General features: G+C 61.4%; 14 protein-coding genes. 4 read left to right on the forward strand and 10 right to left on the reverse strand.

What is annotated here, in order from left to right:
* Window positions 1-35: 35 nt before the first annotated feature.
* From D3879_RS12530 to D3879_RS12545, 4 genes are all read right to left on the reverse strand, one after another.
* Window positions 36-611, reverse strand: coding sequence for a hypothetical protein (locus D3879_RS12530; protein ID WP_119954549.1), 576 nt, complete (start codon window positions 609-611; stop codon window positions 36-38).
* Window positions 612-621: 10 nt separating this feature from the next.
* Window positions 622-2,793, reverse strand: coding sequence for a xanthine dehydrogenase family protein molybdopterin-binding subunit (locus tag D3879_RS12535; RefSeq protein ID WP_119954550.1), 2,172 nt, complete (start codon window positions 2,791-2,793; stop codon window positions 622-624).
* Between the two features lie 50 nt (window positions 2,794-2,843).
* Window positions 2,844-3,299: a (2Fe-2S)-binding protein gene (locus D3879_RS12540; RefSeq protein ID WP_119954551.1), complete on the reverse strand. Its 456-nt coding sequence runs from the start codon at window positions 3,297-3,299 to the stop codon at window positions 2,844-2,846.
* Between the two features lie 220 nt (window positions 3,300-3,519).
* Window positions 3,520-3,726 carry a hypothetical protein gene (locus D3879_RS12545; protein WP_119954552.1) on the reverse strand — a complete coding sequence of 69 codons (207 nt, stop codon included), beginning with the start codon at window positions 3,724-3,726 and terminating at the stop codon, window positions 3,520-3,522.
* Between D3879_RS12545 and D3879_RS12550 the strand changes: the two genes are divergently transcribed.
* Window positions 3,671-4,177 (forward strand): glutamate-cysteine ligase family protein, encoded by a 507-nt coding sequence (locus tag D3879_RS12550; RefSeq protein ID WP_476644157.1) that lies wholly within the window; start codon window positions 3,671-3,673, stop codon window positions 4,175-4,177. The genes D3879_RS12545 and D3879_RS12550 overlap by 56 nt on opposite strands.
* 160 nt (window positions 4,178-4,337) lie before the next feature.
* Here D3879_RS12550 and D3879_RS12555 read toward each other — a convergent pair whose 3' ends face one another.
* From D3879_RS12555 to D3879_RS12565, 3 genes are read right to left on the reverse strand one after another with little or no spacing between them, the layout of a single operon-like run.
* A complete protein-coding gene (locus tag D3879_RS12555; protein WP_119954554.1) occupies window positions 4,338-4,661 on the reverse strand; it encodes a YdbL family probable chaperone protein in 324 nt (107 codons plus the stop codon).
* Between the two features lie 9 nt (window positions 4,662-4,670).
* Window positions 4,671-4,850: a YnbE family lipoprotein gene (locus D3879_RS12560; protein WP_119954555.1), complete on the reverse strand. Its 180-nt coding sequence runs from the start codon at window positions 4,848-4,850 to the stop codon at window positions 4,671-4,673.
* The gene (locus D3879_RS12565) at window positions 4,847-7,441 is read right to left on the reverse strand and encodes an intermembrane phospholipid transport YdbH family protein (protein ID WP_218567827.1); all 2,595 of its coding nucleotides are present in this window, start codon (window positions 7,439-7,441) and stop codon (window positions 4,847-4,849) included. The genes D3879_RS12560 and D3879_RS12565 overlap by 4 nt, the downstream gene beginning before the upstream one ends.
* A 327-nt stretch (window positions 7,442-7,768) precedes the next feature.
* On the opposite strand from D3879_RS12565, the gene D3879_RS12570 reads away from it, so the two are divergent.
* Window positions 7,769-8,110, forward strand: a complete 342-nt coding sequence (locus D3879_RS12570; RefSeq protein ID WP_119954557.1) for an FKBP-type peptidyl-prolyl cis-trans isomerase — start codon at window positions 7,769-7,771, stop codon at window positions 8,108-8,110.
* 147 nt (window positions 8,111-8,257) lie between these two features.
* Here D3879_RS12570 and D3879_RS12575 read toward each other — a convergent pair whose 3' ends face one another.
* Both D3879_RS12575 and D3879_RS12580 read right to left on the reverse strand, forming a co-directional pair.
* A complete protein-coding gene (locus D3879_RS12575) occupies window positions 8,258-8,875 on the reverse strand; it encodes a nitroreductase family protein (RefSeq protein WP_119954558.1) in 618 nt (205 codons plus the stop codon).
* Window positions 8,876-8,942: 67 nt separating this feature from the next.
* On the reverse strand, window positions 8,943-9,842 hold the full coding sequence (locus D3879_RS12580) for an EamA family transporter (RefSeq protein WP_119954559.1): 900 nt from the start codon (window positions 9,840-9,842) through the stop codon (window positions 8,943-8,945).
* 80 nt (window positions 9,843-9,922) lie between these two features.
* Between D3879_RS12580 and D3879_RS12585 the strand changes: the two genes are divergently transcribed.
* Complete coding sequence (locus D3879_RS12585; protein ID WP_119954560.1) at window positions 9,923-10,435, forward strand: MarR family winged helix-turn-helix transcriptional regulator; 513 nt, start codon at window positions 9,923-9,925, stop codon at window positions 10,433-10,435.
* Window positions 10,436-10,733: 298 nt separating this feature from the next.
* The gene (locus D3879_RS12590) at window positions 10,734-11,303 is read left to right on the forward strand and encodes a hypothetical protein (protein ID WP_119954561.1); all 570 of its coding nucleotides are present in this window, start codon (window positions 10,734-10,736) and stop codon (window positions 11,301-11,303) included.
* A 313-nt stretch (window positions 11,304-11,616) separates the two neighbouring features.
* On the opposite strand, the gene D3879_RS12595 is transcribed toward D3879_RS12590, so the two are convergent.
* Window positions 11,617-12,201 (reverse strand): isochorismatase family protein, encoded by a 585-nt coding sequence (locus D3879_RS12595; RefSeq protein WP_119954562.1) that lies wholly within the window; start codon window positions 12,199-12,201, stop codon window positions 11,617-11,619.
* Between the last annotated feature and the right edge of the window lie 18 nt (window positions 12,202-12,219).

The raw sequence follows: 12,219 nt of genomic DNA on the forward strand, positions 1-12,219 counted from the left end.
CTCCTCGCCAGATCAGCGCTTGGCCCAAGGGCAACTCAGCTTCCAGCTGCCGGGCATGGCCCGCCCGCATCCGCCCACAGCTTGAACTGGGCGACGAACTCGTCATGCGCCACCGGCACCGGCGCGCGCGTACCACCTGGGTTCCAGCCCCAGAGCACCAGCTTGTCCTCGCTGACATGTTTGATCAGCGCGGCAAAATCCCGATCGCCGTTGCGACTCTTGTCCTTGATGATTTCGCAGAGTTCATTCGCTGGCAGGCCGATCCAGGCCATTTTGTGAGCCGCCGGCGGCAAGCTCCAATGCGGCGCTCCGGGTGGAGCGTGCGGCCCGTAGCTCGCCGGTGGGTTGGCTTCAGCATGGCAGGCGGCGCAGGGCAAGCCCGCAGCGCCCTTGCCATCCTCGCCGCGCACAACGCCCATCTCATGGGGTAGGCCCGCCTCGAACTGCAAGGGTGAGTCACCGGGGATATGGCAGTTCTGGCAACGCGGGTGTTGGAAGACTTTCTGCACCGTGGCGAAGGCGGCGAGTGCGGCCTGCTGCTGTTCGCTGCCCTGGTCCGGCCCGCAGCCGGCGAGCGGTAGTAGCAGCAACGACGCTAGGAGTCTGCGCATGACTGTCTCCTCACACCTTGGCCAATTGCAGGGGCAACTCGCGCAGCCGCTGACCGGTCAACGCGAATACGGCATTGGCAACCGCCGGAGCGGTAGGCGGCACGCCGGTTTCACCTATGCCGCCCATCTTGTCTGTGCTCGGGACTATATGAACTTCGACCTGTGGCATCTCATTCAGGCGCAGCACCTGGTAATCGTGAAAATTCGACTCCTGCACCCGCCCATCCTTGAGTGTGAGTTTGCTGTGCAAGGCTGCGCTCAGGCCGAAGGCGATACCCGACTCCATCTGCGCGGCAATGCTTGTGGGGTTGACCGCGATGCCGCAATCCACGGCGCAGACCACGCGATGTACGTGGATCGCGCCGTTCTCGACGGAGACTTCCGCCACCTGGGCGACGAAACTGCCGAACGACTCATGCACGGCAACCCCTCGAGCATGCCCCTTGGCAAGCGGCGACGCCCAACCGGCCTTCTCTACCGCAAGATTCAGCACCCCCAGATGACGGGGATGGTTCTTCAGCAATGCACGCCGGTAGTCGACCGGGGCCTTGCCGGCGGCATGCGCCAGCTCATCGATCAGCGACTCCATCACGAAACCGGTGTGGCTGTGGCCGACCGAGCGCCACCACAGCACCGGGATACCGGTCTTGGGCGAATGCAGATCGACGCGATGATCCGCTACTTCCTTCATGTACGGAGAATCGGCGACCCCCTCGACCGAAGTGCCATCGATGCCGTTCTTCACGAATGACGCTTCGAACAGCGTGCCGGCCATGATCGATTGTCCGGCGATCCCATGCTGCCAGGCGATCGGCAGGCCCTGCGCATCGAGGCCGACACGTGCCCGGTGCACGAAGGCCGAACGATAGAAACCACCGCGCACGTCGTCCTCGCGCGACCAGACGGTCTTGACCGGCGCATTGGCGGCCTTGGCCACATGCACAGCCTCGAACACGAAGTCGAGCGAAGGATTGGCGCGGCGGCCGAAACCACCGCCGAGAAAGGTGGTGTGGACTTCCACCTGCTCCGGCTTGAGCCCGGTGATCTGTGCCGCGACCTGCTGGTCGAGGGTCTGGAACTGGGTGCCGGTCCAGAGTTCGCATTTGTCCTTCTCGATTCGCACCGTGCAATTGAGCGGCTCCATAGGCGCGTGCGCCAGATAGGGCACGGCGTACTCGGCCTCTACGGTCTTGGCCGCCTTGGCCAGTGCCGCGCTGGCGTCGCCGGCCTGGGCCGCGGGTTGGCCGGGTTGGCCGGCGAGGCCGGCGAACTCCTGGCGCAAGCGGTCGCTGTCCAGCGTGGCGAATTCACCGAGGTCCCAATCGATCTTCAGCGCGTCGCGGCCGAGTTTGGCGGCCCAGTAGTGATCGGCGACCACCGCGACGCCGGAAGGCACCTGCACCACCTGGCGTACGCCAGGAATCGCCTTGGTCGCCGTTGCATCGAACGACTTGACCTTGCCGCCGAACACCGGCGAACGGGCGACCATCGCGGTCAGCAGCCCGTCGAACTGCACATCCATGCCGAACTGCGCGCGGCCGGTGATTTTCTCCGGCGTGTCCAGGCGCTTGGTCGGTTTGCCGATGATCTTCCAGTCCTTCGGCTCCTTGAGCTTCAGCGAGGCGGGGTCGGGAGCCTTCAGCTTGCCGGCCGCATCGGCCAGCTCACCGTAACGGACGCGTTGGTCACCGGCTATCGCTTCGCCGTTCTCGGTGCGGATGGCCGACGGCGCTACGCCGAAGCGCTGCGCCGCCGCCTGCACCAGCAACGCCCGCGCGGTCGCGCCGGCCTGACGGTAACGATCGAATTCCGACCAGGTGCTGGTCGAACCGCCGGTGCCTTGTATGCCGAACACCAGGCTCGAATAGGCCGGCGCCGCCGGTGCATGCTCGACGCGGATCTTCGACCAGTCGGCATCCAGTTCTTCGGCGATCAGCATCGACAGCCCGGTCCAGATGCCCTGGCCCATCTCGGAATGGGCCAGCAGCACGGTGACGCTGTCGTCACTGCCGATACGCAGGAAGGCGTTGGGCACAAAAGCCGCGTCAGCCCCTTGGGTCACCGTCTCTGCCAGGGCGAAACGCTTGGCGCCAGGGATGACGAAGGCGACTACCAGGCCGCCGCCGAGTATTGCGCTGTTCTTGAGAAATCTGCGCCGGGAAGTATCGGTCACGCTATTCATGACAAGCCTCCAATCCACGAGGGTTTGCAGCGAAAATTCAGGGGCAGGTTTTACCCGAGTTCAGCCGCGCGCTTCACGGCTGCACGGATACGCGGATAGGTGCCGCAGCGGCAGATATTCCCCGACAGGGCTTGGTCTATATCGGTGTCCGTTGGCGCGGGGACCTTAGCCAGCAAGGCGGCCGCCGACATGATCTGGCCGGACTGGCAGTAACCGCACTGCACCACATCGAGTTCCGCCCAGGCGCGCTGCACTGGGTGCGAGCCGTCCGCTGAAAGGCCTTCGATGGTGACGATCTTCTGCCCGCTGGCGACCGCCGAGACTGGTGTGATGCAGGAGCGTTTCGGGGCGCCATCGACATGCACGGTGCAGGCACCGCATTGGGCGATGCCACAACCGAACTTGGTGCCGGTCAGGTGGGCCACATCACGCAGCACCCACAACAACGGCATGTCATCTGGAACGTCGAATTGCTGCTCTTTGGCATTGATGTTGAGCGTAATCATGGTTATCCCCTCATGCCATTCTCAGGACTCACGGAATCTGTTTCTGCTTACGCTGTGACTGTCATGCCTACGCGCGCAGTTATTTACCCATTCAGCTAAGCGCAGTTTCTGGATCGATACAGTTCCAGCGACCACCGGTCATATGAGCCGTGCCGCGCCATCCCAGGGGCAGCACAGGCGCACACAACGATAGCGACGAAGTTCGTGCACAGTCTGAAAGTCAAAAGTTCGTCGACGACGACAGAGCTCCCCAAGTGTCGAGCTCCTGCTGAACAAAGGCGTTCTTGCCCTCGACGAAGCTGAAGGCATCGGTGCCCAGCGGAAGCCGCAGCGGTGGCAGTCTGACCACTTCACCATTGCAATCGGGATCGATGAAGAGCGACAGCGATATCAGGTGGAACATCCGCCCATCAGCGCGCTTCCCCATCCTGGAGCTGCGTATCGCTGACTCCTGCCCGTCCGTGGCCGACGTGCTGTGCATCGCCGCGTTGTTCCGCGCCATGGTTCATCACGCAGTAGTGACGCCAGATGAGGGCGTCAAGCACAACGAGATGACCCGATTGTTAATCGAGGAAAATCGCTGGCGCGCGAAGCGATTCGGCACCAAGGCCTCTTTCCTGGATCAGGCCAGCCGCCGAAACGTCCCCATCGAGGAATGGTTGGACATGGCCTATGCCACCATTGGCGAATCCGCCGAAGCCCTTGGCGACAGCCATGCCTTCGTGCAGGCCAAAACCATCCTCCATGATGGCAGCAGCGCAGACCGGCAGCTGCGACGTTATACAGACGCCCGAAATGCCGGGCTGTCCCGCCAGCGCTCACTGATCGCTGTGGTCGACGAACTGATGGCAGTGACACGAAATGGCAGAATTAACTAGCGGGTGAAACCCTAGCCGCCGGCCTCGCTGGATTTGCTGCGCGGATTGCTCCAACCGGATCAATCGTCAGCACCCAAGACAAGCAGCTCACCAGAACCTGTGAGCAGCTTCAGGGCATGCTGAAGCGAGGGCTGATTGTGTCCGGTGCATACGCCGGGGATTATTTTTTGACCCACTGACCATCAGGGGTTTTTACGTAAGTCCCCGGCGCCGTTTTTTCTATGGCTTTCTGTCCAGCCAGACTGGCCACCTGATCCAGGGTTGCGCCATTTTTCTTGGCAATGGCCTCATAGGCATCGCGACGTTTGGCATTGATATCCGCGGCAAGCTGTACGGCGTCAGGGGTTGCCTTGACCACCCCCAGGTAACCATCGGGTTGCTCCCCCACCATTCCCTGCGACTTGGCAGCATCCAGGTCAAGCGCCATGGCCAGCGAACCGCAGGCCAGCAATAGCATTGCCACCAATAGCTTTCTGATTTTCATGGCCCTCTCCTAGAACAATGCGCTGTCTTCACTGAAGAGTTTATCGATGTCTTTTTCCACTTTGAGGCGAATCTCATGGTCAATCTTCACATTCAGATTGATGGTGATCGGCTCTTTGGGGGCCTCGAGAACGACCCGTGGGGTACAGGCTGCCAGAGCCAGTGAAACCACCAGCCAAACGGGCTTCATGGTGAATCCTCCGCGTCATGTGGTCGTGAGCCTTCTGCCGGTCTCCGGTCCAATACCGACTGGGATATCTCATCACCAATACGCAGGCTGCGCAGTAGTTCCCGCACATTTTCCCGGTGCGTGTAGTTTAGAACGACCGGCAGGTTGTTCTGCTGCGGGTTCTGGCCCTTGATGGTCACCGCAGCATCCAACCAGCCGTCCGGTTTCATATTCAGGCGGGCCTGGAGGTCATTGATCGTCAAATCGCTCAGCGTGTCCAGCGCCAACTGCACCGCGCGATTGGATTGGCCCATGGCGCCGACGCCGGCAGAAGGCAGGACCTTGAGAGACAAGGGGCCTTCGTTGCTCATGCTCCCCCCTTGCAAGTCCAGGGAGTCCTGCAACAACTGTAGCGGCAGATACCCGCCCACGCGGCCGGCGAGCTGAACAGTCGGGTTTGGATCGTTTTGCAGGGCGGCCACCTCTGCCAGGTCGATATGCCTGATCGCCACTGGCTGATGCATCGAGGAAGGCCATTGCAGGGTTGGAGCCTGCATAGAGCCCCCCAGCACCTCGGCATAGACATCGGTGAAGTGCCAGGTGGCAAGGTCGGACTGTATCTTCATGCGGACATTGCTCACCAATGTGCCCACATCCAGCTCGGCCAACTCGATGGGCCCGGTGCTGGTCAGCGTCCAGGCACCCTGGCGCAGCTCGATGTGCGCGTCGCCAATGCCCCCCGAAGCCAGTATGCCGCCCCAGCCCAGCGCCAGCCCGGACACTGTCATGTCGCCTTGTAGCTGCCAGTGATCCTGCCACTGCCAGCGACCCTGGCCATTGAGCTTGCCCTGCTGCAAGGTGACGCCAAGGCCACGGCTCATGGCGGCAGACAGGGGCGTTGTCATATTCACCCGGCCTTGCGCACCGGTTTTGCCCCCGCGGCTTGCCAGCTCTGCGCTCAGGTTCAGTTCGGATTGCCAGGCTGGCACCCGCAGTCTGGCCCTGCCTTGCTGCCCGGAGACGGTCATCTGCCCGTTCACCGCCGGCAATTCCCAGCGTTCCGCCACGACACCGTCGGCCTTGACCTGCAAGGTCCCGAATACCCCCTCGGGGCTCAGACGCAGTGGCGTACTGGCGGTGACGGCCAGCGGCTTGATTAGGGTGGTTCCGATCAGGCCTTCGGCAAAGCTGAGGCGACTACCGCTGCCCAGAAACCACTGCCCGTCTTTGTCATACCAGGGTGCAGCAAGCTGCAGCCCCCCACCCTGGGCATAGAAGGGCGGACGAGAGCGCCCTTCAAGGGCGCCTTGCCAATGCCCCTGTGCATAGGTGGCATCGAGCACTCCGGTGATGGGGTAGTCGCCATAGTGACCATCGAACTTCACCTGCGTGGCCCAGCCGGGCGCGCGAAAGCCGGTGACCGGCAGCTGCAACGCCAGCACTAGATCCTTTCCCTTGACCGTCAGGCTGGCCGGTTCGCCGGCAAGGCCAGAGGCATCGATACGACCCTGCCAAGACCCGGCCAGGTCATGCCCGGAGGCTTTGCCCTCCAGGTCGAGCCGCCCTTCCCAACCCCATTGGGTTTGCTGCCAGGACAACAGGCTGTCGACGGTATTAACCCTTATGTCCCGATACTGAAGTTCGGCAGAAATTGTGCTTTTACCAGCCAATGCCAGCGCCAGCGCCAGGGGGCTGGACCAGCTCAAGCGCAGTTCCTCGGGGAGCTGGATTGCCGCAGGCGACAACTCCAGCCGTTGCTGATTCCAGCGCAAGGGCACAGTGCCGGCCAGCGAGGGCCCGGCCAGCGTCAACCTGCCCTGGCCACGTGCCACGCCAGCGCCCTCGGTATCCAGGATCAGCAGCGCGGTGCCTTGCGGTCCTGCCGCCAGCAGATCCACATGCAGCGACTCCAGCCCATCGAGACTACCGCTAGCCCGAAGCGCTTGCCTGGCTTCCAGGCTCCAACCGCCCCCAAGCGCCAGTGGTGCCGCCAGCACGGCATTCAACTGCCATTGTTTAGCGGCCAGGCTGGCCTCGAGTCTCGTATCAGCTCGTTGCGGTTGCCCCGCATAACCCAGTTGCTGCCCCTTCGCCAGCAAAGCGCCGTCCAGGCGATCAGCCTGCCACTGTCCCTCGCCCATAAAGGTCAGCGCACCCAGGAACTGGGGTGCAATGTCAGCGGCCTGAATCTGTCCTTGCGCGGTCCAGCGCCCGGAAACGCGATCATATTCAGCGTCTACCCTGCTGATCTGAAGCTGTGCCTGTGCTTGCCAGCGCTGCTCATGTTGACGGATGGCCACCGCCAGCGGCGGCAAGCCGGGAACAGAGAGAGCGCCAATGCTGAGATCGAATGGCGGCGTCCAGGGGGGAGAAGTCAGCGCCTCAGCGCCCGTTTCGCACCTGGGTAGGCTCATGCTGGCCATGGTGATAGTCAACGGCCGCCAGCCGGTGACCCGCAATCCTCCGCCCTCGGCTTTCACGCAGCCGTTTTGCAGCCATTGCCACTGCGCCAGCTCCAGCCCGTCATGCCAGCCGGGGCCCTGTATACGCAGGCCCAGCGCATAAGCTGTGACCACCACCAGGAGCACTCCCAATAGGAGCAACGCCAACATGATCATCAGCCATCCAAAGTAGCGACGCACAAACGCAGGACCGGGGCTCATGCTCATTGGCTGCCCATCTGTTGCATGCCTCTCGAAGGTTGTCGGGCTGTCGGCCGGGACCATGCCGCAACCCGTTTACCGGCTCTGATTTCCACACTGCTCCTGAGCATATACGGGTACCAGGGATCTGCAGCACAGCATGGCCCCCGGGCCAGCCTTTGAGGGAATTGGGGACAAGGTAATTGGAAGGTAAAGGTGATTGCAAGGCAGTGAAATTCCTGAGAAAAATCTGCCCGGGCAGCCATCCACGGGCTACCGAATGAACGAGAGAGAGTGATGAGCAGCGAATTGAAGGTTGTAGACATTCAACTAGGCGACGGCAAAGAAGTGATCAAAGGCGCCTTGATCACCACCCAGTACAACGGTTTCCTGGAGGACGGCACCACGTTCGATTCCTCCTACGATCGCGGCAAGCCTTTCCAGTGCGTCATCGGAACCGGACGCGTGATCAAAGGCTGGGATCAGGGGTTGATGGGCATGAAAGTCGGCGGCAAACGCAAACTCTTTGTGCCGGCCCACCTTGCCTATGGTGAAAGACAGATCGGCGCCCACATCACGCCGAACTCAAACCTGGTCTTCGAAATCGAGCTACTGGAAGTGCTGACGCGGGACGATTGATGGCCGTCTGAATAGGCTCTACTTTCTTAGGCGTTCTGAATGCCTGCGGTGGGTCGAGGGCCGCCACTCACAGCGACCCCTTGCAAATCCAGGGTGTTCCGTCCTGTGGGGCAGCAATGGCGCGCTCCCATCGCACCCTAAGACCACTCAAGCAAACTCAAGTACCTCTTGCAGCGGCCTGCGTGGCTTTTGTGGCCAGTTGCCTGTTGCTGGGTAGCCAGCCGTTACCAGGATGACCGGCACCTCGTTAGCGGCCAACCCGAACTCGCGCGCCACGCCAAGTGCATCGAAGCCGCTCATCGCCCCTGTCGACAGTCCCATGCCTTGAGCGGCGAGCATTAGCGTCATCGCCGCCAGGGATGCCGAACGAAGCGCCTCGTCGCGCTGTAGTTGCGGGTTGCCGGGGTGCGAACCTTTGGCTGCGGCGACCCAGCCCTCAAGGGTCGACTGATCCAGGATGCCCGCATCGACCGAAGGTTGCAGCGCCTGAGCGAGGCTTTCATGCGCCGCTAGGGTGCCGCAGATGATGAAGGTAACGGGCGCGTCCACCACCTGTTGCTGCCCGTAGGACACAGCTCGCAAACGTGCTTTGGCCTCCGGCGAGCGTACGACGATGAATTTCCAGTTCTGGAAGTTGTAGGCCGAGGGTGCTCGGGTGGCTAGGCGCACCAGTTCGCTGACGTCCTGATCCGATAGATCACGGTTAACTTGGTAACGGCCGGTCGAGACCCGCGATTCGATAAGGCTCTTAATGGGGTTGGACATAGCGTTTTCCTTCTGAGGATGGCTGTTGATGATCGGCGAGTCATTCGCAATGCCCCCAAGGTGCGCATCAGCGCGCGCCTTGGGGGGCCGGCGTTGGTTCGCGTGAGCTGGAAGCCCACTGCACCGCCAGGATGCTGCCGAGCACGGCAATCAGCCCAGCCAGCGACACGCCTGTCATGCTCTGGCCCAACAGTGCCCAACCCATGACGACCGCCATCAAGGGGCTCAAAAGGCCCAGCGACGACACCGCCACTGGCGATAGCCGTGCAATACCGCGGAACCACAGCACATAGGCCAGCAGGGCACCGAAGAGCGAGAGATAGGCGTAACCCAGCATCTGCGTGGCGCTCAGCGTCGGCAGGGGCGGATCGACCGCCCAGGCCACGGGCAGCAGTAACAGCCCGCCCACCAGCAACTGCCAGCCGGTGAAGGCCAGCAATGGCACCGCGGGCCGCCAGCGCCGCGTCAGGTAGGTGCCGGCGGCCATGCACGTAGTACCGGCAAAGGCCGCGGCAATTCCGATCGGGTCCCACGCGGCACCGGGAGACAGCAGCAAGGCGGCCATGCCCCCTATCCCCAGCAGGCTGGCCCAAACGGCCAGGTAAGCAGGCTGGTGCCGGTCAAGGACCCACACCAGTCCCATCACCAACAGGGGCTGGACGGCACCGACCACTGCTGCCAAGCCGCCGGGCAACCGATATGCCGCCACAAACAGCAGCGCCTGAAAGAAGCCGATATTCAGCGCCGCGAGTACAGCCAAACGGCCCCACTCAGCCTGCTTGGGTATATGCCGGCTGAACAGCACCAGCAAAACGCCCGCCGGCAGGGTGCGCAGCAAGGCCGCCGTGAAGGGCAGGTCCGGCGGCAGCAGCTCGGTGGTGACTATGTAGGTCGAGCCCCAGATAGCCGGGGCCAGCGCGGTGGTGAGCGCATCCAGCCAGGCTAGACGGGTGTGTGTGGTGACCATGTGATTACCTTGAACTCAAGATATAATTGAAGCCTAGCGAGCATTTGTCTTGAATTCAAGCTAAATAATGGAAGGTGACTATGGCTATCAAACAACGGGCTGATGCGGTAGACGCCATCCTTGAACAATGGCGGCGGGAGCGCCCTGACTTGGACGTCAGTCCGATGGGCACCATTGGCCGGATCAAACGCTGCTCGGCGCTGCTTCAGCGTGAACTGGAGGTGATCTTCAAAGCCTTCGGCATGACCGCTTGGGAGTTCGATGTGCTGGCCACTTTGCGGCGCTCCGGGGCCCCCTACTGCTTGGCGCCGACGGCCTTGTTCTCGGCCTTGATGATCACCTCCGGCACCATGACCCGCCAACTGCAACGGTTGGAGGCTGTTGGCCTGGTAAGCCGGATGCCCAATCCCAACGACGCGCGCAGCATGCTGGTGCAGTTGACGCCGGCTGGGCTTGAGCTGATCGACCGGGCGGTGGAGGCGCATGTCGAGAACGAGGCGAGGATCCTGGCCCCCATAAAGCCTGCTGACCTGGCGGAGCTGGATGTCCGCTTGTCAGAGCTGCTGGCGGTGTTGGAGCCTAATGTCGACTGACTGGGAACGGCCACAACCCGACATTCGCACATTCGATCAATTCAGTTCCCCCGCAAGAGTCCGTTCCCAAATAGGTCATATTGCACCTACACTGGCATACACTATCTGCCGGGTTTCTCTGGAATCGTTATGCCTGTATAAACAAACAGCACGCGGGCCGCGAAGCTAGAAGGCAAGCCACTCTTAAGCGTTTCGCATGAACACGTTATCCCGCAGCCACATTTGTATCCCGCAGATGATGCGGCATACATTACGTTAGAGCCCAGAGGTACCTATGGACCCAGGACCATGGAGTTGGTTGGAAGTTGCGAAGCTCACTGCTAGCCTCTTGGTACCAGGTGCCTTGGCTGCTTTGGGCGTCTACATCCATCGCGTCACGAAGCGATTCGAACATCTCCAGTGGCGCAGTCAAAAGCTGATTGAGAAGCGACTTGCCGTCTATGACGATTTGGCCCCTCAGCTCAATGATCTTCTTTGCTACTACACGTACGTAGGTGGTTGGCGAGATCTCACCCCACCCAGCGTGATTGCAATGAAGCGCGTCGTCGACAAGAAGATCTACCTTGCCGCCCCCTTGTTCAGCGAGGAGTTCTTTGCCTCCTGCATCGAATTTCAGAGCCTCTGCTTCGAAACGTATACCGGCTGGGGCCGCGACACCTGTCTTCGTACGCTGTTCGAGCGTCGCAGAGAAGGTTGGCTCAAAGACTGGAATCCCGAGTGGGAGAGTTGCTTTAGCAAAGAAGCAGTTGATCCGGCCCTCGTGCGCAAATCGCATCAGCGTGTGATGGAAGCGTTTTCGCAAGATATTGGCGTGCACTCATCCTTTGTCGTTCCGATGTCTGGCTCCGTCCCGCTCAATGTGCGGTAGCTGTAACATTGGCTCTAACCCTTCCATCGAGCGGACATCTACAAGCTCCACTTGCGGCTATCGCTCATGTCAAATGTTGAAGGTCTGTTTCGGAGCAAGTTGACTGGCGCCGTCGGGTCGACTGCTGCCGGCCGTGACAGGCCGGAGTCGACCCATAGCTGCCGGTCAGCTAGCGACCCAAAGGACAATGGTTGGCTGGAGCATGGCAGGATATGGAACTGATCGGAGATGAGCTCCCACGGTCAAGCGTCACTGGACGCTCAAGGTTGGCAGAACCTCACGTCGAGGTTCTGCCAGTCGTCCAAGCACGCTTTTAGCCTTGAAGCGCCGTCATGAGGACTTGCACCAACTGACCACCTTCCGGCGTAGCCCAGCTTCCGGCGAGTTCTGCAATCAGCTGGTTGGTGGTGGTCAGCGTCACGCCGCCTTTATCCATCCGACGCAGGGCGATGTCATCGGCCATTACGCTCGGTGAGCCACCACCATCGGCAACCACCTGAACTTCATACCCCTCGCGCACCAGACTCAGCGCCGGATAGACCGTGCAGACGTCGTTGGTGACACCGGCAATGATGAGTTTTTTACGGCCCGTGGCTTTGACGGCGGCGGCGAAGTTTTCATCGTCCATGGCGTTGACGATGCCCAGGCGTTTGACGCGGGAAGCGAATTCGGCAGGCAGAATCTGCTCCAGTTCACTCAGCAGTGGCCCCTGAGCGTGCTCCTCCATGCTGGAGGTCAGTACCACCGGAAGCTTCAGAATGCTTGCCGCCTTTGCGAGCATCAGCGCGTTGCGTTTCAGCTCTTCGAACGGAATGGATTTCACCCACCCCATCGTTCCCACCTGGTGATCGATCAACAGCAGGGCGGCATTGTCGGCACTGAATTTTTCGTACGTCATGATGATTCTCCTGGCAGT

It is taken from the genome of Pseudomonas cavernicola, from assembly GCF_003596405.1.
In the GTDB taxonomy this organism is placed as follows: domain Bacteria; phylum Pseudomonadota; class Gammaproteobacteria; order Pseudomonadales; family Pseudomonadaceae; genus Aquipseudomonas; species Aquipseudomonas cavernicola.

What these genes read in the sequence shown, in the direction of transcription:
- D3879_RS12530 (WP_119954549.1), bottom strand. Translation starts at nt 611, where the DNA reads ATGCGCAGACTCCTAGCGTCGTTGCTGCTACTACCGCTCGCCGGCTGC.
- D3879_RS12535 (WP_119954550.1), bottom strand. Translation starts at nt 2,793, where the DNA reads ATGAATAGCGTGACCGATACTTCCCGGCGCAGATTTCTCAAGAACAGC.
- D3879_RS12540 (WP_119954551.1), bottom strand. Translation starts at nt 3,299, where the DNA reads ATGATTACGCTCAACATCAATGCCAAAGAGCAGCAATTCGACGTTCCA.
- D3879_RS12550 (WP_476644157.1), top strand. Translation starts at nt 3,671, where the DNA reads ATGAAGAGCGACAGCGATATCAGGTGGAACATCCGCCCATCAGCGCGC.
- D3879_RS12545 (WP_119954552.1), bottom strand. Translation starts at nt 3,726, where the DNA reads ATGGGGAAGCGCGCTGATGGGCGGATGTTCCACCTGATATCGCTGTCG.
- D3879_RS12555 (WP_119954554.1), bottom strand. Translation starts at nt 4,661, where the DNA reads ATGAAAATCAGAAAGCTATTGGTGGCAATGCTATTGCTGGCCTGCGGT.
- D3879_RS12560 (WP_119954555.1), bottom strand. Translation starts at nt 4,850, where the DNA reads ATGAAGCCCGTTTGGCTGGTGGTTTCACTGGCTCTGGCAGCCTGTACC.
- D3879_RS12565 (WP_218567827.1), bottom strand. Translation starts at nt 7,441, where the DNA reads ATGTTGGCGTTGCTCCTATTGGGAGTGCTCCTGGTGGTGGTCACAGCT.
- D3879_RS12570 (WP_119954557.1), top strand. Translation starts at nt 7,769, where the DNA reads ATGAGCAGCGAATTGAAGGTTGTAGACATTCAACTAGGCGACGGCAAA.
- D3879_RS12575 (WP_119954558.1), bottom strand. Translation starts at nt 8,875, where the DNA reads ATGTCCAACCCCATTAAGAGCCTTATCGAATCGCGGGTCTCGACCGGC.
- D3879_RS12580 (WP_119954559.1), bottom strand. Translation starts at nt 9,842, where the DNA reads ATGGTCACCACACACACCCGTCTAGCCTGGCTGGATGCGCTCACCACC.
- D3879_RS12585 (WP_119954560.1), top strand. Translation starts at nt 9,923, where the DNA reads ATGGCTATCAAACAACGGGCTGATGCGGTAGACGCCATCCTTGAACAA.
- D3879_RS12595 (WP_119954562.1), bottom strand. Translation starts at nt 12,201, where the DNA reads ATGACGTACGAAAAATTCAGTGCCGACAATGCCGCCCTGCTGTTGATC.